This window comes from Serratia sp. CY29653, assembly GCF_052169255.1.
Lineage (GTDB): Bacteria > Pseudomonadota > Gammaproteobacteria > Enterobacterales > Enterobacteriaceae > Serratia > Serratia sarumanii.
The window spans coordinates 1,855,998-1,875,407 of the sequence record NZ_JBJNLC010000001.1 but is presented as its reverse complement, the minus strand read 5'-3'; the positions used below and the strand labels follow the sequence as shown (position 1 = coordinate 1,875,407).

General features: G+C 55.0%; 20 protein-coding genes. 7 read left to right on the top strand and 13 right to left on the bottom strand.

From position 1 onward, the window contains the following. Positions 1 to 5 precede the first annotated feature (5 nt). The 4 genes from fabF to ACJ8HN_RS09110 form a co-directional block, all read right to left on the bottom strand. Positions 6 to 1,283 (bottom strand): beta-ketoacyl-ACP synthase II, encoded by a 1,278-nt coding sequence (gene fabF / locus ACJ8HN_RS09125; protein ID WP_442523287.1) that lies wholly within the window; start codon positions 1,281 to 1,283, stop codon positions 6 to 8. After that, positions 1,280 to 1,807 (bottom strand): winged helix-turn-helix transcriptional regulator, encoded by a 528-nt coding sequence (locus ACJ8HN_RS09120; protein ID WP_442523286.1) that lies wholly within the window; start codon positions 1,805 to 1,807, stop codon positions 1,280 to 1,282. Before ACJ8HN_RS09120 ends, fabF begins: the two co-directional genes overlap by 4 nt. Positions 1,808 to 2,135: 328 nt before the next feature. Further along, positions 2,136 to 2,654 carry a bifunctional 3-hydroxydecanoyl-ACP dehydratase/trans-2-decenoyl-ACP isomerase gene (fabA, locus tag ACJ8HN_RS09115; protein ID WP_019454507.1) on the bottom strand — a complete coding sequence of 173 codons (519 nt, stop codon included), beginning with the start codon at positions 2,652 to 2,654 and terminating at the stop codon, positions 2,136 to 2,138. A 68-nt stretch (positions 2,655 to 2,722) separates the two neighbouring features. After that, entirely contained in the window at positions 2,723 to 4,471 is a 1,749-nt protein-coding gene (locus ACJ8HN_RS09110; RefSeq protein WP_033646573.1) for an AAA family ATPase, read from the bottom strand. Between the two features lie 210 nt (positions 4,472 to 4,681). On the opposite strand from ACJ8HN_RS09110, the gene matP reads away from it, so the two are divergent. Next, positions 4,682 to 5,140, top strand: coding sequence for a macrodomain Ter protein MatP (matP, locus tag ACJ8HN_RS09105; RefSeq protein WP_442523285.1), 459 nt, complete (start codon positions 4,682 to 4,684; stop codon positions 5,138 to 5,140). An 88-nt stretch (positions 5,141 to 5,228) separates the two neighbouring features. Here matP and ompA read toward each other — a convergent pair whose 3' ends face one another. Together ompA and sulA are read right to left on the bottom strand one after the other, a co-directional pair. Continuing rightward, positions 5,229 to 6,308 carry a porin OmpA gene (ompA, locus tag ACJ8HN_RS09100; protein ID WP_033638719.1) on the bottom strand — a complete coding sequence of 360 codons (1,080 nt, stop codon included), beginning with the start codon at positions 6,306 to 6,308 and terminating at the stop codon, positions 5,229 to 5,231. 357 nt (positions 6,309 to 6,665) lie between these two features. Next, on the bottom strand, positions 6,666 to 7,172 hold the full coding sequence (gene sulA / locus ACJ8HN_RS09095; RefSeq protein ID WP_033654220.1) for an SOS-induced cell division inhibitor SulA: 507 nt from the start codon (positions 7,170 to 7,172) through the stop codon (positions 6,666 to 6,668). A gap of 229 nt (positions 7,173 to 7,401) precedes the next feature. Between sulA and ACJ8HN_RS09090 the strand changes: the two genes are divergently transcribed. After that, a complete protein-coding gene (locus ACJ8HN_RS09090; protein ID WP_033646570.1) occupies positions 7,402 to 8,058 on the top strand; it encodes a TfoX/Sxy family DNA transformation protein in 657 nt (218 codons plus the stop codon). A 4-nt stretch (positions 8,059 to 8,062) separates the two neighbouring features. Here ACJ8HN_RS09090 and yccS read toward each other — a convergent pair whose 3' ends face one another. Further along, positions 8,063 to 10,198 (bottom strand): YccS family putative transporter, encoded by a 2,136-nt coding sequence (gene yccS, locus ACJ8HN_RS09085; RefSeq protein ID WP_442523284.1) that lies wholly within the window; start codon positions 10,196 to 10,198, stop codon positions 8,063 to 8,065. A gap of 26 nt (positions 10,199 to 10,224) precedes the next feature. Continuing rightward, complete coding sequence (locus tag ACJ8HN_RS09080; RefSeq protein ID WP_033637896.1) at positions 10,225 to 10,677, bottom strand: YccF domain-containing protein; 453 nt, start codon at positions 10,675 to 10,677, stop codon at positions 10,225 to 10,227. A 166-nt stretch (positions 10,678 to 10,843) separates the two neighbouring features. Between ACJ8HN_RS09080 and helD the strand changes: the two genes are divergently transcribed. Then, a complete protein-coding gene (gene helD, locus ACJ8HN_RS09075) occupies positions 10,844 to 12,898 on the top strand; it encodes a DNA helicase IV (protein ID WP_033637897.1) in 2,055 nt (684 codons plus the stop codon). A gap of 32 nt (positions 12,899 to 12,930) precedes the next feature. On the opposite strand, the gene ACJ8HN_RS09070 is transcribed toward helD, so the two are convergent. After that, on the bottom strand, positions 12,931 to 13,389 hold the full coding sequence (locus tag ACJ8HN_RS09070; protein WP_015377363.1) for a methylglyoxal synthase: 459 nt from the start codon (positions 13,387 to 13,389) through the stop codon (positions 12,931 to 12,933). 123 nt (positions 13,390 to 13,512) lie between these two features. Next, positions 13,513 to 14,178, bottom strand: a complete 666-nt coding sequence (locus ACJ8HN_RS09065; RefSeq protein ID WP_060429882.1) for a DUF2057 family protein — start codon at positions 14,176 to 14,178, stop codon at positions 13,513 to 13,515. Between the two features lie 255 nt (positions 14,179 to 14,433). Between ACJ8HN_RS09065 and ACJ8HN_RS09060 the strand changes: the two genes are divergently transcribed. After that, positions 14,434 to 14,847, top strand: a complete 414-nt coding sequence (locus ACJ8HN_RS09060; protein WP_033637899.1) for a CoA-binding protein — start codon at positions 14,434 to 14,436, stop codon at positions 14,845 to 14,847. A 57-nt stretch (positions 14,848 to 14,904) separates the two neighbouring features. On the opposite strand, the gene hspQ is transcribed toward ACJ8HN_RS09060, so the two are convergent. Together hspQ and rlmI are read right to left on the bottom strand one after the other, a co-directional pair. Further along, complete coding sequence (gene hspQ, locus ACJ8HN_RS09055) at positions 14,905 to 15,222, bottom strand: heat shock protein HspQ (RefSeq protein ID WP_033637900.1); 318 nt, start codon at positions 15,220 to 15,222, stop codon at positions 14,905 to 14,907. A 60-nt stretch (positions 15,223 to 15,282) separates the two neighbouring features. Then, a complete protein-coding gene (rlmI, locus tag ACJ8HN_RS09050) occupies positions 15,283 to 16,467 on the bottom strand; it encodes a 23S rRNA (cytosine(1962)-C(5))-methyltransferase RlmI (RefSeq protein WP_060420513.1) in 1,185 nt (394 codons plus the stop codon). 373 nt (positions 16,468 to 16,840) lie between these two features. Between rlmI and ACJ8HN_RS09045 the strand changes: the two genes are divergently transcribed. From ACJ8HN_RS09045 to yccX, 3 genes are all read left to right on the top strand, one after another. After that, the gene (locus ACJ8HN_RS09045; RefSeq protein ID WP_146224402.1) at positions 16,841 to 17,239 is read left to right on the top strand and encodes a hypothetical protein; all 399 of its coding nucleotides are present in this window, start codon (positions 16,841 to 16,843) and stop codon (positions 17,237 to 17,239) included. 371 nt (positions 17,240 to 17,610) lie between these two features. Continuing rightward, positions 17,611 to 18,573, top strand: coding sequence for an acyltransferase family protein (locus ACJ8HN_RS09040; RefSeq protein ID WP_442523283.1), 963 nt, complete (start codon positions 17,611 to 17,613; stop codon positions 18,571 to 18,573). A 157-nt stretch (positions 18,574 to 18,730) separates the two neighbouring features. Then, positions 18,731 to 19,009 carry an acylphosphatase gene (gene yccX / locus ACJ8HN_RS09035; RefSeq protein WP_442523282.1) on the top strand — a complete coding sequence of 93 codons (279 nt, stop codon included), beginning with the start codon at positions 18,731 to 18,733 and terminating at the stop codon, positions 19,007 to 19,009. A gap of 34 nt (positions 19,010 to 19,043) precedes the next feature. On the opposite strand, the gene tusE is transcribed toward yccX, so the two are convergent. Beyond that, positions 19,044 to 19,373, bottom strand: a complete 330-nt coding sequence (gene tusE, locus ACJ8HN_RS09030) for a sulfurtransferase TusE (protein WP_442523281.1) — start codon at positions 19,371 to 19,373, stop codon at positions 19,044 to 19,046. Positions 19,374 to 19,410 lie beyond the last annotated feature (37 nt).

The following is a 19,410-nucleotide window of genomic DNA, read 5'->3' as shown; positions in this document are numbered from 1 at the left end:
GCCGTTTATTCGTCCTGCCAACGTTTCAGTAAAATACTCGCATTCACGCCGCCAAAGCCAAAGCCGTTTGATAAGGCGTAGGTCATGTCCATCGATTCAGCCCGTTTCGCGACCAGATGCAAGCCTGCCGCCGCCGGATCGGGATTGTCCAGATTCAGCGTTGCAGGAGCTATCTGATCGCGCAGAGCCAGGGCGGTAAAGATGGTTTCCAGCCCGCCGGCGGCGCCGAGCAGGTGCCCGGTCGCTGATTTCGTCGAGGTCACGGCGACAGTCCCGGCGGTGCCAAACAGGTGCTTGATGGCATTGATTTCGCCTAAATCGCCTACGGGTGTCGAAGTCGCGTGCGCGTTTAAATGCTGAACCTCTTCTGGGGCGACATTCGCCTGCTTCAACGCGATTTTCATCGCCCGATAGGCGCCGTTGCCGTCTTCAGCGCCGGATGTCATGTGGTAGGCGTCGGCGCTGGTGCCATAGCCGACAATTTCCGCGAGCGGCGTGGCGCCGCGCGCAAGCGCGTGTTCCAGCGTTTCAATCACCAGCATACCGGCGCCTTCTCCCATGACAAATCCGTCCCGGGCGCTGTCGAAAGGCCGAGAGGCCTGTCGCGCCAACTCGGCCGGTGCGGTGGACATGGCGCGCGCGGCGGCGAATCCGCCCAGGCTGACGGTATCGATAGCGGCTTCGGTACCGCCGCACAGCGCGATATCGGCTTCATCATTGCGGATCAGACGCACAGCGTCGCCAATGGCCTGCACGCCGGCTGCGCAGGCGGTGACCGGCGCACCAATCGGGCCTTTGAAGTGATGCTTGATGGAAACGTGACCGGCCGCCAGATTGACCAGGAAAGAGGGGATGGTGAATGGCGACAGGCGTTTGGCGCCGCGGCTGTCGGTGGTGCGTACCGCCTGGGCAATCGCCGGGAAGCCGCCAATACCCGAGGCGATGACGGTGGCGGTGCGCTCTCGCTTTTCCTCCGTATCGGCTATCCAGCCGGCCTGACGAACGGCTTCATCCGCCGCTGCCATGGCAAACAGGATAAAGCGATCCATTTTCTTTTGATCCTTGGGGGCGACGGAAGCGTCGGGGTTGAATCCCGCTTCAGCATCTTGCGCCAGTTCCGGGACCTGGCCGCCGACCTTGACCGGCAAATCTGCCACGATCTCGTCAGGTAAAGCCCGAATGCCGGACTCTCCTTTTAACAAACGTTGCCAGATGCTCTCCACGCCGCACCCTAACGGGGAAACGGCGCCCATGCCGGTAATAACGATACGACGATTGCTCATGACTGCTCCTTGGTAAGTTCGGATACATCGGCGAGGCGCCGCTGCCGCATCAGTTCGGCGCGTTGACGTATGCCGTCATTTGCCGCAGGCCCTGGTGCCAATGTGACAAACTGCGACGGCACCTGCTGTTGGGTATCGACATTGACCAACTGGACCTGGATCGGCCGATCGGTGCGGCCGTCGACTAACAAGGCGCTAACGTCCCCGTCGATCAAATGGCGATTGCCCCATTCTGAGAAAGCGGCCAGCACGGGGAGAAAATCGTTGCCGCGTTCGGTGAGCAGATACTGATAGCGAGCCGGCCGCGTTTGATAACGTTCCTTGTGCAGAATGCCGTGGGCCACCAAATCCTTCAGGCGCCGGGCCAGGAGCGTCGGCGACATCCCCAGACTTTGTTGGAATTCGTCGAACTTGGACAACCCCTGAAAGGCATCACGCAGGATCAGGATGCTCCACCATTCTCCGACGCGATCTAATGAACGCGCGACGGGGCAAGGTGCATCGCTAAAGCGAGTTTTTTGCATATCGCCTCTTTGTAGGTACATTTATTGTAGTTACATGAATGGGCATACTAGGTGATTTTGAGGGGCAATAAAATAACCGGAAGCAAAAAACTGCTATCGCGTCGATAGCGGGCTGCAGAGAGGAGACTTCGCTCAATGGGCCTGTGGCTTTAACCGTTTCGGATGAGAATAGGGCAGAGAAAGGAGGGAAAAGGCGTTTCAATAGCGGGCGATTAAAGGTGGTGGATGGTCTTTAAACGATCAGAGAAAGAAATGCCGCCACGACAGACGTGACGGCATACGTCGAACGTTGGAAAAGAAGGCGATGGGCGCCTTCTCGTCAGCGTGATTAGAACGCTGCGGTATCCTTGAACAGGCCTACTTTCAGATCGGTGGCGGTATAGATCACTTCACCGTCAACCAGCACTTCACCATCGGCGACGCCCATAATCAGCTTGCGGGTGATGACGCGTTTGAAGTTAATACGATAGGTCACTTTCTTCGCGGTTGGCAGCACCTGGCCGGTAAACTTGACTTCACCGACACCCAACGCACGGCCTTTGCCTTCGCCACCCAGCCAACCGAGGTAGAAACCGACCAACTGCCACATCGCATCCAGGCCCAGGCAGCCTGGCATGACCGGATCGCCGATAAAGTGGCAACCGAAGAACCATAGGTCCGGATTAATATCCAACTCCGCTTCCACATAACCTTTGTTGTGAGTCCCGCCGTCTTCCGTCATCTTGACCACGCGGTCCATCATCAACATGTTACCTGCCGGCAATGGTGGGCCACCGGCGCCGAACAGCTCGCCACGGCCGGATGCTTCGAGGTCTTCTTTCGTATAGGAATCGCGTTTATCTACCATGTTCTCAGTAAGCCTTATTTTAATGAAGGACGCAGGTTAGCTAACACGTGTACGCTGAACAAGTCCGATCAGCCGTGGTTGAACCAGTTGAGCCAGCGCAGCGGCCACGGACGACGGCGTTCCTGCAGGCTCACCTGCGCAATCCGTTCCTGAATGGCCGCCAACAAGTTCGGCTGTTGTTCGTCAGAGTAGAGGCAACCTGTGAGCAAAGGCAAGGCTTCCGCCGCGCTCTCTACCGCCCACAGATGGAATTGCCCTTCGCGTACCGCGTCGACGACATCCTGGCGCAGGCACAGGTGGCGCACGTTGGTCGCGGGCAATACGACGCCCTGTTTACCCGTCAGGCCGCGGCGCAAACAAACCTCGAAGAAACCTTCGATCTTTTCGTTAACGCCACCTATCGGCTGTACGTTGCCGAATTGGTCGACGGAGCCGGTGACGGCGATCTGCTGGGTGATCGGTTGCTGTGACAAGGCGCTGATCAACGCGCACAGTTCAGCCAGCGAGGCGCTGTCGCCGTCTACTTCACCGTAAGATTGCTCAAAGACGATGGAAGCGGAGAAGGGTAACTGCTGATCCAGATCCAGCTCGGCGATCAAAAACGCCTGCATGATCATCATGCCTTTAGCGTGCAGGTTGCCGCCTAGTTCGGCTTTGCGCTCGACGTCGGTGAACTCGCCATCGCCGAGGTGCACAACGCAACTGATGCGCGACGGTTCGCCAAAACTGCGTGGATGGCCGGGATAATCCAGGACTGACAGGCCGTTGATTTGCCCGATCACTTCACCCTCGGTCTCAATCAGAATCTGGCCCAGCTCGATTTCATCCTGCATACGTTCGGCCAGATAGCTTTCACGCCATTCGCGGGCATTTAACGCCGCTTCAAACGCTTTGGCCGTAATGCGATCTTCTTCGGCATACAGTGCGGCTTCGGACAGCTGCTGGCCAAGCCAAACCGGCGAGAGTGGCAGGATGCCCTGGTCGCCGCTGTAACGCACGGCCTGAACGATCAGCGGCGCCCAGGCGTCGCTCGCCAGCATCGGCAACTGCTGGTCGGCAATCACGCCGTTGACGTAGCCGCACCACTGCGCCATATCATCAACTTCAGTCAGCTGCAGATCGTCTTCGAATTCACCGTAGACCGCTTGTTCACTCAGTTCTGGCTCGATATCGTGAAAATCGGCCAGGCCGTGGCGATCGCCGACCACAATCAGCCGCAGCTCCAGCGGCATTGGCGGAATGGCTACCGGCAGCGGGCGGGTTTCGTCTGGCGAAACCCAATGGAACTGACGTTGGCCGATCATTTGCTTCAGCCGCAGCCATAGCAACGGCTGAGCCAACAGGGCGCGGGCCGACAGAATCAAAATGCCGCCGTTGGCCTGGTGCACCAGACCCGGCTGCAGGGTGATGTCGCCATTGTGGATCCGTACGCAGCCAAACAGTTGCTCCGGCTCAACCCACTCCTGGAACAGGCAAGCGCCGCCGGCGGCAAAAGGTTCATCGCCACGGCTGGCCGGCTCTACGCTGACTTTGCCATCCTGAATGACATAGTGGCTGCCGCGGCATGCCGTGTTTTTCGGCAGCAGTGGCGTGACGGCGTGAGCGATCAGTTCCAGATACTCTCGTGTTTCTTGCGCCTTCAACAGCATGAAACGCGGTGGCGATTGGGGGTGGCAAAATAGCGTCAGGGCATTTTCCAGCCGAGGCTGAATGGCGGAAAAGGGCACGGGTGCCAACTGAGCGGCGGTATCAAATATCGCCTGATAAGGCGTTACGTCCGGCAATAAAGATTGCCATTCAAGTCGGTTATTGGTCAAAGTGTTAGATGCAATCGTTAAAAAGGGAAAGGGCGATTATACAAGAATAACGGCGGCTTGATACATGCGGAGTGCCAGTTGGCATCAGGGAGTTTGACATCGCGCGGTGACTGTGCAAAAAACAGTCTAAAAGACGGCTTAATTGCCGGGGAAATTTGGCGCAAAGCTGTTATGCTTATTTGAAGTTACGCGGTCACTGAAGAGCTCAAGATGAAATATCAGCAACTGGAAAATCTGGAGAGCGGTTGGAAATGGAAGTACCTGGTGAAGAAACATCGGGAAGGGGAACTCATTACCCGCTACATTGAAAACAGCGCTGCTCAGGAGGCGGTTAACGAGCTGCTGAAGCTGGAAAATGAGCCGATAAAGGTACTTGCATGGATTGCCGCTCACATGAATCCGGAACTGGATAACCGGATGAAACAAACGATCCGCGCCCGCCGTAAACGTCATTTTAACGCAGAACATCAGCATACGCGTAAAAAATCTATCGATCTGGAGTTTTTGGTTTGGCAACGATTGGCTGCCCTGGCGCGCCGACGTGGCGTTACGCTGTCGGAAACCGTCGTGCAGCTTATCGAAGACGCTGAACGCAAAGAAAAGTATGCGAACCAGATGTCGTCGTTGAAAGAAGACTTGAAGGCGATTCTTGGCAAAGATCCCAAGTAAGTGCGTGAGCGCGCCTTTGTTGCGCTTGGTTTCAACAATAGGACGAAAAAAAACCCCGCTATGCGGGGTTTTTATTAGGCGAGTAAACTTAGCCCTGAGGCTGAGTTACAACGTCTTTGATACCTTTAACTTCGATCTCTACGCGACGATCTGGTGCCAGGCAAGCGATCTGAGCTTTGGTAGCGCGGCCAGATTTGTAGCCACAGGTGTTGCCAGTAACTGCATCTGCTTCACCCATACCACGTGCAGAGATTTTGTCTGACGGGATGCCTTTGGAGACCAGGTAGTCAACAACGCTCTGTGCACGTTGTTCGGACAGTTTCTGGTTGTACTGGTCAGAACCAACGGCGTCGGTGTAACCCAGAACAACTACGGAACCGTCTTTAGGATCCATGGAGCTCAGTTGGCTGTACAGCTGATCCAGAGCCTGCTGGCCTTCTGCTTTCAGAGTAGACTTGTTGAAGTTGAACAGCACGTCAGACTTCAGAGTGAAACGCTTGGTTTCAACAACTGGAGCTGGAGCCGGAGCTGGTGCTGGAGCAACTACGTCATCCTGACCGAAGCGGTAAGAAACGCCCAGGCTCAGCATGGTGTTGTCTGGACGTGCGCCAACGGTACCTGCGTCACCGATGTTGCTTACGAACTGGTAATCCAGGCGAGTAGCCCAGTTTTTGGTCAGTGCGTATTCAACACCAACAGCAGCCAGCGGAGAAACGCCGGTGTCGTGGTCGCTCAGACGCTGACCAGTACGGCCGTAGTTAGCTTTGGAATCTGCACGCCATACCATACCACCCAGACGAGTGTAGATGTCCAGATCGTCAGCAATTGGGTAGCTCAGTTTAGCGGCCAGTTGAACGCCCTGCGCTTTGAAAGCACCGTTGTTCACGCTGCCTTTGTAAGGCATGCGGCCGAGCCAGTCATAGCCCAGTTCGAAGCCCAGGTATTGGTTTGCCTGGTAGCCCAGGAACGCGCCGGCACCCAGCTGATCTTTGTGGGTAGGACCGTTGCCGATACCGTTCTGGTAACCGTTGCCGTAGAAGCCAACGTCATGGTACTGGGACCAGCCCAGTTTAGCACCGGTGTACCAAGTGTTATCTTTTGGAGCGGCTTGCGCTACGGTAGCGAAACCTGCCAGTGCCACTGCTAATGCGATAGCTGTCTTTTTCATTTTGCGCCTCGTTATCATCCAAATAGGCAATGAGCTTTAAAGCTGTTTTAAGCCCTTGGTTAAATTCCTTCGCCAAGGTTTAAGCCCTCGTTTGTTACTCGCCAGTTTTTCTGACGTTATAGAGCAACCTTGGCGATGTAAAGTCTACAACGTGGCGCGAAAGTTACAAGTGTGATGTGATAAGGCTCTAAAAAAAAACGCGGAATCGTACATATTTGCTAACATTCTTAGCCTAAAAAAACGGCGATTCCTTGGGCGTTTTTACTTGCCAAACCGCAGCCGGACTAGCTTTGTGCCTTCCACCGCAAAGGTTCCGCTTATGGGGTGCGAAAATGATGGGAAAAATCCTAAATTTACTTAATGATACAAAGAAGAGTGAATTTTTAGGGTGGAACAGTGTCCGTGAGTCGGGTTAATGTCACGTTGAGGGCGCATGATAAACCCATAGGCATTACCCAATTCTGCCGCACGTCTTAATTTTAGACGATCCTCCTCCGTTAGCTCGGGCAACCAGCCAAGAACCACGCTGTAATTTCCCGTTTGCAGCGCTTTTTCCATAGCCTCGACCGTATTCACCGGGCTGATTTGGCTCAATTGCACCATCTTATCTACAGGCAGGCCGGATTGCTGCAGCCATTGCTTGCTTAATTTTTGCTGCGGTGTCAGCCACAGAAGCCAGCGAGACTGCTTGCCCAGTTGCAGCAGCAGGGGCAACAGCAATTGAGCCACTGCGGGCTGGCGCTCGTTGTAAACAAGTTCACTGATCAAGCCATTCTCTTTGCCGACATCCGTGTTCTTCTCAACATTGCGCGCTGTAAAAGAGCCTTGGCTGAAATGAGGTTGGTAGAGTGATTGAGTACGCATAAAGTTCCCGCCCGTCGTGTTACTGTATGTTTATACAGTATCCCTGATTTGGGATAAGATCAACCCAAATTTTCGTAGCGGCTCGCATAATTGCGATCATTTTTTGTACCGGTGTTTTTTGTGATTGGCATGCGGGTGGATAGTGCGTATTTTCCTAATTAGTTGTTCACGTTACTCTTTTCATTGATAAGAGAAATAATACGACCGGAACCTAAAAAGGAGAAACGCTATGAAAAGGATGTCGATACGAAGGATCGCACAGGCTAAAAATTGCTTCGCGGCGCTGGGCGCCATCACCACGCGGTCACAGTTTGGCGGCTACGGCCTGCTGGCCGAGGGGGTAATGTTTGCAGTGATAGCGGAAGGAGAGTTGTACCTGCGGGCTACGGCGAGCATGGAACCGGCTTTTCGCGCCAGAGGGATGGTCAATATGGTCTATTCCAAGCGTGGAGTGCCCATCACTTTGCGTTATTACTGGGTTGACGAGTCGCTGTGGCGGGAACGCAACGAGCTGGTGGGGCTGGCCTGGCAGGCCGTCAGGGAAGCGCGTCGAGAGCAGCGCCTTAAGGCCGGCGATCACGGTCGATTGAAGGCGTTGCCGAATATCGATGTCAACATGGAGCGCTTGCTATGGCGAGCGGGTATCCGCAACGCCTATGACCTGCGGCTGCAAGGCGCTAAACGCAGCTATCTCCGCCTGCTGCAACAGCAGACCAATCTGGGGCTGCGCGTGCTGCTGTCGCTGGGCGGCGCGATAGCCGGTTATCATCAGGCGGCGTTGCCGGCCGAATTGCGCAACGAACTGGTGCGCTGGTTCGATCATACGATGGCGATGCGCCGCCATGGGCATGAGCCAGTGGTTCAGGGCCCATCGAGCGAGCCCTGAATAATTAGATTGCCTTATTGATTTGGGCGTGGAGTGCGGTGAGCTCCGGCAGCAGTTCGAGCATCAACCCCACCTGTTGCAACACCAACTGCTCTTTGCTTTCAGGTTCCGGAACGGCTCTGCGAATGCGCTCCGCCAGCTGTTCCAGCGCTCGCGCAATGCGCTGGCTGTTCCGTTCTTCCTGATGCAAGGCGCCGTCCACGTAACACACGGCATCATTGAGCAGATCGAGGGTGACAGGGGTATTCAGCCGCTCGCGGTGCGCCCCCAACGCCGAGATATAACTCAGGAGAGTGTGGTTGAGGCAAAGCAGGCGGAAGGCGGCTTCCTGCAATTCCTTGTCGGCCTTGGGATCGGCGGACATGTTGGAGATGACCGAAGCCAGTTCGGCATCGCTGTTGTGGGCATCTCGCCGCGCAATGCGGTAGGCGAGGCCGTTATCTTTACCCTGGTGGTATTGCACCAGAATGGCGTCCAGATAACGGCAGTTGGCATTCAGGGTTTTATCCACCACCGCCGGCAGTTGGCGGAATTTCCAGTCCGGCCAGATAAAGCTGACCGCCGCCCAGGCGATGGCGCAGCCCAACAAGGTGTCGTAAACGCGCGGGGCGGCTACTTCGAATCCTTCACCCAACAGGTTAAAGCATAACAAGACCAGTAGCGTGATGAACATGGTGGCGTGGGCATACTGGACGGTGCGGAAAGCGAAAAATAGAACGCCGGTGATGACGATCAACACCAGCTGTCCTTCCAGTGAAGGCACGAAATAGAGGATCGGCAGGCCGATCAGGATACCGGCCAGGGTGCCGATGATGCGCAGCGCCAGGCGTCGGCGGGTAGCGTTGTAGTTCGGTTGACAGACGAACAGGCTGGTCAACAGGATCCAGTAACCGTGCTGCATGCCGGTGAACTGGATGAAAGCGTAACCCACGCACAGCACCACCGACATGCGGATCGCGTGGCGGAACAGGGCCGATTGCGGCGTCAAATGGCGGCTGATGCGCAGGCGGATGTCGCTCCAGCCGGTTAAGCGATCGTCGGCCAGGCTGTTCTCTTCCGCTTGCCCGCTTGCCAGCGTCTGCTCTGACTCAATATTGGCCAGCTGCGCATCGATCGCATGCAGGTTTTTCAGCAGGTGCGCCAGCGCCTTGGTTTGTTCTGAATTGCCCTGGGTTTCGGCGATGCGCGCCAAGGCCTCCTGAATGCGGCTGAAGGCCGGCTCAAAACGCGGGTTGTGCTGGTATTTTTGCCGCAGCAGGATCGATTGTGCCAGTTGGCGGCAGGCGCGCGCCTGCATGCTCAGCAAACGCTGGAAGCGGAATAAAATATCGCTGTGGCGAAATTGCCGGCTGAGCGCGTGATACTGAACGTGGGAAGAGCTGGCGCGTTCGTGGATATCCTGCGCGACAAAATAGTAGTGCAAGGTACGGCGGGTGCCGCGCTGGCCGCGATCGCCTTTCAGGCGCGTCAGCAGCGAGGCTTTGGTCTGGTTAAGCAACGCGACCAACGCGCTGTTGGCCATCGCAACATCCATCCATGGCAGGTCGGCGTCGCGTTCGGCGTCGGGATCGAACAGGTTGGCTTTGGCATCCAGATAGTTGGCCAGTTGATCGTAGCAGCGCGCCAGGTTCTCTTGCAGTGGCCGGATAGGGAACAGCAAGTGGCCCGCCAGCGTCAGCAGGTTGTACCACAGCGCACCGATCACCAGCAGCAGCGGTTGCTGATACCAGGCATCGTACATGGCGGTGCCGAGCATAGTGTAAACCGCGATCAGCAGTGCGCCGAAGGCGATGGTGGCGTAACGTTGCCCCAAGGCGCCCAGAAGGATAAAACCGCAGGTCGACGTGGTTAAGCCAAGGGCGAACAACCAGGGATAGGGGAACAGCAGCTCGATTGAAGCTGAGGCGACAAAGAAGCACACCAGCGTGATCAGCAGGTTGCGTAACCTGCCGGCCAGGCGGTCATCCAAGTCGGTCAGGGCCGCTGCCACCACGCCCAGCGTCAGCGGGATGGTCAGCTTGGGAATGCCCAGCCACCAGGGAACGGCGGTGGTGCCGATCAGCGCAATAAGGATGCGCAGGTGATACAGCAGATTGCTGTTATAGGTGTAACGACGTACTGCGGGTGCAAAAGAGCGCACGAAAAACTCCTCAAACGGAGAAAAAATTAACGCTGATGATAGTGGCGGCGAGCATTCTCAATACGCGCTTGCTGAGCCATTTCTACCGAGACGACGCGGCGCCCCACCGGCCACAGCGCGATGGCGGCAATTTTGAAATTGGCGATGCCGACCGGAATGCCGATGATCGAAACGCACTGCACGATACCGGCGGCGATGTGTGACAGGCACAGCCACCAGCCGAACAGCACCAGCCAGATAACGTTGAGCAGTGAGCCGCCGGCGGAGAGCAGCGCATTGCTTTTTTCCGGGTAGAGCTCATCGACGTGGATTGCCTCATTGCCGAACGGCACCAGCGACAGCTTGGTGATTTCCCAGCAGGAGCGGGTGAGCGGCAGCGTGATGACCAGCAGCACGCTGAACACCGTGGCGATGAGCCAACCCAGCGTGGTGAAGAAACCGCCCAACACAAAATTAAGAATATTCAGTACAGTACGCATAGACGTCATTCTGCTCTAATGTTGGCCAAACCGCGATGCGGGCGTATTCACGATAAAAACGCAAAATCTATTCTACCCTTTTTTTAGCGCTAGAGTGCCACTGCTTATCGCAGGTAAACTGGCAGATATCCGTTATTTAATCTCAACATAGTCATGGCGCGACGATATGGAACTTAAAGCGACATCGCTGGGGAAACACCTGGCTCAGCACCCTTATAACCGCGTGCGGTTGCTGCACGCCGGCGTTGAGGTGAGCGGGGAAAAACATGAATACCTGATCCCCTTCAATCAACTGATTCAGGTCAGGTGCAAGCGCGGCATCGTCTGGGGCGAGCTGGAATTTGAATTGCCGGACGAAAAAGTGGTGCGACTGCACGGCACCGAGTGGCAGGAAACGCAGCGTTTTTATCACTATCTGCAGCAGGCGTGGCAGCAGTGGAGCGCCGAAATGAGTGAGGTCAGTGCCGGCGTGTTGCAACAGCAGGTGGCACAGATTCAGCGCATTGAGCAGCAAGATAAATGGTTCAAAAAGTCTGAGCTGGGCAAGCTGCAGCAGCAAATCCGTGAAGCCTTCTCCGCGCTGCCAATGCCGGTGGCGCGCCTGGAGGAATTCGATAACTGCCGGGCCGATTACCATCTGTGTCTGCAATGGCTGCAGCAGGGGCAACGCAGTGTCGACCAACGCAACCGGCAGTGGACCGATCGCATGCTGGAGCAACATCACGACTTCTTCCAGACCGTCGAGAGCTCACCGCTCAATGACTCTCAGAGCCGTGCGGTGGTTAACGGCGAGGATTCCGTCCTGGTATTGGCGGGGGCCGGCAGCGGCAAGACGTCGGTGCTGGTGGCGCGCGCCGGCTGGCTGCTGCGCCGTCAGGAGGCGGAGCCGGGCCAAATCTTGCTGTTGGCGTTCGGCCGTCAGGCTGCGAGTGAGATGAATGATCGCATCAAAGAACGTTTGGGCGATGTCGGTATTCAGGCCAAAACATTCCATGCATTGGCGCTGCAGATCATTCAACAAGGCAGCCGCAAAGCCCCGGCCATCAGCCGGTTGGAAACCGATGCCAGCGCGCGCAAAGCGTTGCTGATTGCCCATTGGCGCGAGCAATGTGCAGAGAAAAAAGCCCAGGCGAAGGGGTGGCGTCAATGGTTGACGGAGGAGCTGGAATGGGACGTGCCGGAAGGCGACTTCTGGCAGGATAAACGCCTGGCGGACCGGCTGGCGGGCCGGTTGGAACGCTGGCTGGGGCTGATGCGCATGCACGGCGGCAGCCAGGCGGAAATGATTGAGCAGGCGGATGAAGAAATCCGCGATCTGTTTTCGAAACGCATTCGGCTGATGGCGCCACTGTTGAAAGCCTGGAAAAGCGCCTTGAAAGAGGAAGGAGCGGTGGACTTCTCCGGCCTTATTCATCAGGCGGTCAACATTCTCGACAAGGGGCGCTTCGTCAGCCCGTGGAAACATATTCTGGTCGATGAGTTTCAGGATATCTCGCCGCAGCGTGCGCTGTTGCTGGCGGCGCTGCGTCGGCAGAACAAGCAGACCTGCCTGTTTGCGGTGGGGGATGACTGGCAGGCGATTTATCGCTTCAGCGGCGCAGAGTTGACGTTAACCACGGCTTTTGCCACCCACTTCGGCGAAGGGGCGCAGTGCGCGCTGGACACCACTTATCGCTTCAACGAACGTATCGGCGAGGTGGCCAACCGGTTCGTGCAGCAGAACCCGCACCAGCTGAAAAAACCGCTCAACAGCCTGAGCAAGGGCAATAAAAAGTCGGTGGCGATCCTGCCGCACGAGCAGCTGGAGCCCCTGCTGGATAAACTGAGCGGCTACGCCAAGCCGGATGAGCGCATCCTGGTGCTGGCGCGCTACCATCATCTGAAACCGGAAGCGCTGGCGAAGGCGGCCACCCGCTGGCCCAAGCTGGATCTGGAATTTATGACCATCCACGCCAGCAAGGGGCAGCAGGCGGAATACGTCATCATCGCCGGTTTGCATGATGGGCGTGACGGCTTCCCCGCCGTGGCGCGCGAGTCGGTGTTGGAAGAGGTGCTGCTGCCGCAGCCGGAGGATTTCCCGGATGCCGAAGAGCGCCGTCTGCTGTATGTCGCGTTGACGCGCGCTAAACATCAGGTGTGGCTGTTGCAGGATCGTGAACGTCCTTCGGTGTTCGTTGAACACCTGCAGGATCTTGGCGTACCGGTGCAGAAAAAACCGTAAGCCTGGGCCTGGCGGCTGCCAGGCCGCGAGGACTATTTCAGGCGGTCTTGCAGGTAGCGCTGATAGTCGGGGATGGCGATCTCCACCTCGCTTTTGAACAGCGGAGAGTCGATCAGAAAGTCGGCGGTCGAGCGGTTGGTGGCCACCGGAATATTCCATACGGTCGCCAGCCGCAGCAGCGCCTTCACGTCCGGATCGTGCGGCACCGCGTTCAGCGGATCCCAGAAGAAGATCAGCATGTCTATCTTGCCTTCCGCAATCAGTGCGCCAACCTGCTGATCGCCGCCCATCGGGCCACTCAGCATGCTGGTGACGGGAATGCCGCTGGCGCGCTGGATCAGATTACCGGTAGTGCCGGTGGCGTACAGCTGGTGCTGCGCCAGAATGGTCTTGTGGCTTTCTACCCACTCCAGCAGGGCCTGTTTGCGGTGATCGTGCGCCACCAGCGCAATGTGTTTGCGCGCGGCGATAGTGCGGGTGGTCAATTCCATCTCGGTGTCCTTCGCTAATCGGGGAATGTGCGACAGATTACTGAAACTGTTTTTCACTGCCTAGCGTTTGCGCTTGAAAATGCGAAGAAAAGACGCCTTTACGGGGAAAGGCGCCGGGAGGGATCAGCGAATCGGTTGTTTATTGGCCCAGCGCAGAAAACGCTTCTGTGTTTCCTTGTCGGCCTGTTGAAACCAGTATTGCAGCATTTGTTCCGACACGTTTTCACCTTTCAACGTCACCGTCGGGGCGTTTATCGGCGCGCCGGCCAACGCGAGGGCTGAGGCATTGCCCGCGTTCGCCTGAACAAAGCTCGGAACGGAGGCCGGGCGGTTCTGGCGGTTGTAATCGGTCATCACCTTTTCCAAATCGGTATTGAAGGTGACGCTGTCGGGATGCAGCACATCATGCCGGAACGGCAGGGTGTTGCCGTCTTTATCGACCACCAGATAATTCAACGTTCTGTCAAAGCGTTGCGCATCACGATCGTTCTCGATGCGTGGCAGTTCGATCGCCACCTGGCTGATCTTTTGCGTATTGAAGGTGGCAACCAGCGGCAAGGAAGCATAGGCCTGCGTATGCTGGCCGGAACGTACGGTTTTGGTCACTTTAAACAGCAACTGGTGCTGCCCGCCATCCAGTTCAAGGCTGTCGGCGCCTTTTAACAACGAACCTGTCATTTTCTTGCCGTCGACCACCAGTAGGTCGATGTCCGGGGAGAGTTTCAGGGTCGTAGCCGCGGCAGGCATGCTGATGCTGAGCAACGCCGCAACCACCAGACCAAATTTCATCATTATCTCCTTATAAAGTGGCGTAACGCTAAGTGTTGAACACGGCATAGGTTGTGTCAAAATTTTTCAATCGGGTATTTTGTTTACATTTTTACATATTTTATCGCGATTAGACATGACCATGCGCAGCTGAACCGCGACAGCCTCTGACCATAAGATTGCGGTGAAGTTTCCCTTGCGTTGCGTTTAACCGAACGAATGCCGATCGGTTACACTCGAAATGGAAAGTGACGCAGTGATAAACGGGAGTTGAAGATGCAAGATCAAGAGATTGTTGAGCTGTTGCAACAGGTGAAAACTATCGCGCTGGTCGGTGCCAGCGATAACCCATCACGGCCCAGCTATGGGGTGATGGCGTATCTGTTGGCGCAAGGGTATCAGGTGATCCCGGTCAGCCCAAAACTGGCGGGGCAGACGCTGCTGGGGCAGCAGGTTTACCCTACGCTGGCCGCTATCCCGCAGCCGGTGGATATGGTTGACGTGTTTCGCAATTCAGAAGCGGCTTACGGCGTAGCGCAAGAGGCGATAGCGATCGGCGCCAGGGCGCTCTGGCTGCAGATAGGGGTGATTAACGAGCAGGCGGCAGCGCTGGCGCAACAGGCCGGGTTGCGTGTGGTGATGGATCGCTGTCCGAAAATCGAAATCCCGCGCTTAGGGTTGGAGCGCTAAATAAAAAGGGCCAGGCGCGATGCCAGGCCCTCTCGGGTTTCTCAGGTCTTGGCGCGGTCAATTGCGCAAGCGTGGCGCCTGTAGCTGGTGACGGATGGATTCCGCCAGTTCATCCAGCGATGGTTGCTCGGGGTGTGCCTCCTGGGCTTCGCTATCCAGCTGCGCTTCCGCCAGATAGGTGTGTACCGGTTGGCCTTCCTCGTCTTCCATCACCACGTGGTACCAAGGGGCTGAACGCAGTTCATCGTTCGCCGCTATTTCGTCAGCTTTGGGTTGTTCCAAAGAGTATTCCGGGTCGATATCGATCACGACGCCCAAATACCCCAGCAGTTTATGCCTAACCTGTTGTCCGATACCGAATTTGCTGGCAATCATGATGACCTCCTGAGAAACAATGCCTTGCTCATATATGGGGGCAGGGCAGCGCATTTCAAGTTACATCACCCGACAAGCGAATCCTTTCAGATACAGCCCCTCAGGGTATGTGGCGATCACCGGGTGATCGGCAGCCTGTCGGAACTGCTCTATAAATTGTACATCACGTCCGGCATCTACAGCGGCGTCGGCCAAAATTTTCTGGAACAGGTCGGTCGGCATCAGGCCGGAGCAGGAGAAACTGAGCAGAATGCCGCCCGGATTCAGCAGCTGCAGCGCCAGCATGTTGATGTCTTTGTAGCCGCGGCAGGCGCTGGCCAACTGATTCTTGTTCTCGACGAATTTCGGCGGATCCATGATGATCAGATCGAATTTTTCGCCTTGAGTGCGGTAGTTGCGCAGCAGTTGGAACACGTCATCGCGAACGAACTCCGCTTTGTTCAGATCCAGCTTATTGAGCTCGACGTTCTGTTTGGCGATATCCAGCGCCGCCTGCGAGGTATCCACGCTGATCACCTGCGCGCAACCGCCCATCAAAGCGGAAACGGCGAAGGCGCCGGTGTAGGAGAAGCAGTTCAGCACCCGACGGCCGGCGGAGTAATTGCGCGCCGCCAGGCGGCTGTCGCGCTGGTCGAGGTAGAAACCGGTTTTGTGCCCCTGCTGAATGTCCACCAGCAGCTTCATGCCGTGTTCGGTGATCGGCAGCAGTTCCGGCGGCAGATCGCCAAATACCGGGCCCTGCGCCAGCGGCAGGCCTTCTTTTTTACGTACCGCAACGTCGGAGCGATCGTAGATCGAACATTCCGGGTAGCAATGCTGCAGGGCGGAAAGCAGGGCCGGGCGCTGGTATTCGGCACCGGCGGACAGCAGTTGCAGCACCAGGAAATTCTGGAAGCGATCGATAGTGATGCCCGGCAGGCCGTCGGACTCGCCGGCGATCAGGCGGTATCCGTCCAGACCGTCGCGCTGTGCGACCCAATCGCGCCAGCTTTGCGCTTGCTGCAGGCGGCGAATGAAGAAATCGATGTTAATCTCTTCATCTTGCTGGAAGGTCCAGACGCGTGCGCGGATCTGCGACTCGGGCGAATAGGCGCCGCGTGCCAGCCACTTACCCTGGCTGTCGAGGATATCGATGGTTTCACCGGAGTGGGCTTTGCCCTCAACGCGTTGAACGGCGCCGGAGAACACCCAAGGGTGGCGACGGAGTAAGGACTTTTCACGTCCTTTGGCGAGATATAAGCGCATGGTTAAACTACTTTTTATTCAATGGGTTAATTGGCTGACTTAAGCGTTTGCCAAAATAAGTTCGTCATCATAGCTGAATCTTACGGCGTTCACTACCGCGTTGGATCGGATTGTATCGCGTTATCTCTGCGGGCGTCGCACCGAAGAGAGAGAAAGTGCAGCCTTCAAACTGAAGAAATGGCAGCTTAAATGGGTGTATGATAGCGAAGCAGAGATGACGGTGCGTTGATTATCGTGTGAAGGCGCTTCGTTGCCTATAGCCATCAGTATTCGGCAGGAGGGGTAGAGAAAGTAAGGCTGAAGAGTTATATTTTTATTCGCGTTAAAAAAGATTTTGGATGTTTTTACAATATAACGTAAAGGGAATGTACCGGTGAGATTTTTCTTATTTTTCATTTTTTTGATTTCGGCTAACATAGCATTCGCTAACGAGTGGGTTTTTATTGAAGATGAAAATGCTATAAGTGATGGGGTATTAAAGGTTTCTGTCCAGGGTGGACATTATAAGATTTCATTCCCTCCCTCTGCCAACCCTAATTCAGGTTCTGTGTCGATTAATGGTGAGCGATTTTACGGCAACCGCTCTTTTGGATTCGACGGTAATCAAGCGGACAGAATGATTGAAATGCTCTTAAAGGTAAAGAGTGCTCAGGTCGAATACGATGATCGTTTTAAAACGAAAGTCGTTCGCAAGTCGATTGATTTTTCAGATGTTACAACACCCATTGAAAACTTGAAAAATAAAAACCATTATCATCTCTCCCATAAGTGATGATAGGGCAGACGTCTGTAACTTGAAAGCGGAATAGCGCTGTCACGTGGCAGCTCGACGTCAGGTGCGAACAACGATGACAGGGTGACGGCACTTTCTTGTGAGTAAGCAATCTCATCGTTCAAGAACGTGGATTGAAAATCACCATTTTTTAATCGACTGATTGTTAGTGTTTTTTTGCACGATTGTGAGTGATTGGCTACAGGTTTCCGTTTGTCTCACGAAGGGAAATCTATCTGCTGGTTGATGGAGTTGTAAGTGATTTGTAGGTTTTTTGTGAGTTTTAGGGTTTTTCTCATTGGCAAAAATCTTAACTTAATCTGTTATTGAGCACCTGATGTTTATTATGCAGATATTAGGATTTTTCTTAAATGTCTAAAGAAAGAAGCTTGTCGTTTGATTTTTTGAAAGGGTTACTTATCTTGCTCGTCATCGTGGGACATTTATTGCCAGGCAGCGCTGATGTCGGTTTGCGTGGGGCAATATATTATTTCCATATGCCGCTTTTTCTAGGGGTGACGGGCTACTTTGTTCGGCGTTATTTTCTTGATGGCGGCGTGATTAGCGTGCTGAAAAAGTATCAGTGGCGCATGATAATTCCTTATATGTTGGCGTTCGTTGTTTACAGCGTTTATTCTCTTTACTCCTCAGAAGAAGTCGGTTTAAAGCAGTTCATCGGTCTATTTCTTTACCCCTACTATCATCTTTGGTATATCCCAGCAGTGATCATATTCGTGCTATATACTATGGTCATTTACAAGAGTAATTTCTTAATTGGTTTCTTTCTGTTCACTTCCGCTATGTTATCTATTGTCTGGTACTGTTACGCCGACACGCTGGAAAACCAATATGCCTGGCTGAAATTCATTGGTGATAAGCGTTTCTATTATTACTACTCCTTCTTTTTATTAGGTTTCCTGGTCGGGGATAAGAATTTTCACGGTAACCCGCTGGCGTTGTTCGCTATTGCGTTGGTCGTAGGCATATTAGGGTACTATGAACCGAACGGGGCACTGCTGGATGCCGCCTCATGGTTTGCATTTAATGCTGCGCTGTTGCTGTTGATGGTGAGTTTGTGTAAACGCCTGAAGCTGAGAATTGAGGGCTTTGTGGTCAAAATGGGGCAGGTATCTCTACCTATTTATCTTTGGCATGTGTTACCCATTTTGCTTGTCGGAGCAATGGTCGATAAGGATACGCTAGGTTTTTATCTCAGCGTAACGGCCATTATTTTCGCTCTGGTCATCATATTTATCCGCTTGCGTGGCAAAAGCAGATTTATCGACTCTTTCTTTTACGGGGAAAGGGCCAACTGGCTACCTGCCGAAAAATAGCAAGTCTGTCCCGGCCGAGGGAGCTCGGCCGTCTACTTTTTACGTAAGCCTCTATTATACAAATTGTTGTCCTCTGGCTCCTTGCCTCTTTATCTTTTGATTGAGTTTCTATACTCAATACATACTTATTCTTTAGACAAGATAACAGGGGGCGATTATGACACAAGTTTGCATTGCTGCGTATGTGTATGGCGTGGTGCAGGGGGTCGGGTTTCGCTATTCCACCCAGCGGCAGGCCGAGGCGTTGGGGGTGACAGGCTATGCGCGCAATCTCGATGACGGCAGTGTTCAGGTGGTGGCCTGCGGCACACTGGCGCAGGTGGACAAGCTGCTGGAGTGGTTGAAACAGGGCGGCCCGCGCAGCGCGCGCGTCGAACGTGTGCTGGTGGAGCCGCAGGGCCTGGCTGATTACAGTGGGTTTGGCATTCGTTATTAAACGCTCGCCTGCTGCGGCGCTGCGGGCAGAGCGGTCAAATGCATTTTACCGGTTTCGGCAATCCGGCGATTTTGGTGGCTTGTTTGGCCGGCCCTTTCGGGAACAGGCGATACAGATAGCGGCTGTTGCCTTTTTCTTCGCCGTATTTCTGCGCCATCGCTTTGACCAGCATGCGGATAGCCGGTGAGGTATTAAATTCCTGATAGAAGTCGCGCACGAAACGCACCACTTCCCAGTGTGCTTCGGTGAGCACGATCTCTTCCTGCGCGGCCAGCAGCGGCGCCAGCCCTTCATGCCAGTCGGCGCTGTTTTTCAGATAACCCTGCGTGTCAGTGTCGATAACCTGACCTTCAAACTCCAACATACTGCCTCGATAACGGATAATTCGGAACGGCCGCCAG

What these genes read in the sequence shown, in the direction of transcription:
- tusE (WP_442523281.1), bottom strand. Translation starts at nt 19,373, where the DNA reads ATGTTGGAGTTTGAAGGTCAGGTTATCGACACTGACACGCAGGGTTAT.
- ACJ8HN_RS09090 (WP_033646570.1), top strand. Translation starts at nt 7,402, where the DNA reads ATGAAAAGGATGTCGATACGAAGGATCGCACAGGCTAAAAATTGCTTC.
- ACJ8HN_RS09060 (WP_033637899.1), top strand. Translation starts at nt 14,434, where the DNA reads ATGCAAGATCAAGAGATTGTTGAGCTGTTGCAACAGGTGAAAACTATC.
- fabF (WP_442523287.1), bottom strand. Translation starts at nt 1,283, where the DNA reads ATGAGCAATCGTCGTATCGTTATTACCGGCATGGGCGCCGTTTCCCCG.
- fabA (WP_019454507.1), bottom strand. Translation starts at nt 2,654, where the DNA reads ATGGTAGATAAACGCGATTCCTATACGAAAGAAGACCTCGAAGCATCC.
- ACJ8HN_RS09120 (WP_442523286.1), bottom strand. Translation starts at nt 1,807, where the DNA reads ATGCAAAAAACTCGCTTTAGCGATGCACCTTGCCCCGTCGCGCGTTCA.
- ompA (WP_033638719.1), bottom strand. Translation starts at nt 6,308, where the DNA reads ATGAAAAAGACAGCTATCGCATTAGCAGTGGCACTGGCAGGTTTCGCT.
- sulA (WP_033654220.1), bottom strand. Translation starts at nt 7,172, where the DNA reads ATGCGTACTCAATCACTCTACCAACCTCATTTCAGCCAAGGCTCTTTT.
- ACJ8HN_RS09065 (WP_060429882.1), bottom strand. Translation starts at nt 14,178, where the DNA reads ATGAAATTTGGTCTGGTGGTTGCGGCGTTGCTCAGCATCAGCATGCCT.
- rlmI (WP_060420513.1), bottom strand. Translation starts at nt 16,467, where the DNA reads ATGCGCTTATATCTCGCCAAAGGACGTGAAAAGTCCTTACTCCGTCGC.
- hspQ (WP_033637900.1), bottom strand. Translation starts at nt 15,222, where the DNA reads ATGATTGCCAGCAAATTCGGTATCGGACAACAGGTTAGGCATAAACTG.
- helD (WP_033637897.1), top strand. Translation starts at nt 10,844, where the DNA reads ATGGAACTTAAAGCGACATCGCTGGGGAAACACCTGGCTCAGCACCCT.
- ACJ8HN_RS09070 (WP_015377363.1), bottom strand. Translation starts at nt 13,389, where the DNA reads ATGGAATTGACCACCCGCACTATCGCCGCGCGCAAACACATTGCGCTG.
- ACJ8HN_RS09080 (WP_033637896.1), bottom strand. Translation starts at nt 10,677, where the DNA reads ATGCGTACTGTACTGAATATTCTTAATTTTGTGTTGGGCGGTTTCTTC.
- ACJ8HN_RS09040 (WP_442523283.1), top strand. Translation starts at nt 17,611, where the DNA reads ATGTCTAAAGAAAGAAGCTTGTCGTTTGATTTTTTGAAAGGGTTACTT.
- matP (WP_442523285.1), top strand. Translation starts at nt 4,682, where the DNA reads ATGAAATATCAGCAACTGGAAAATCTGGAGAGCGGTTGGAAATGGAAG.
- yccX (WP_442523282.1), top strand. Translation starts at nt 18,731, where the DNA reads ATGACACAAGTTTGCATTGCTGCGTATGTGTATGGCGTGGTGCAGGGG.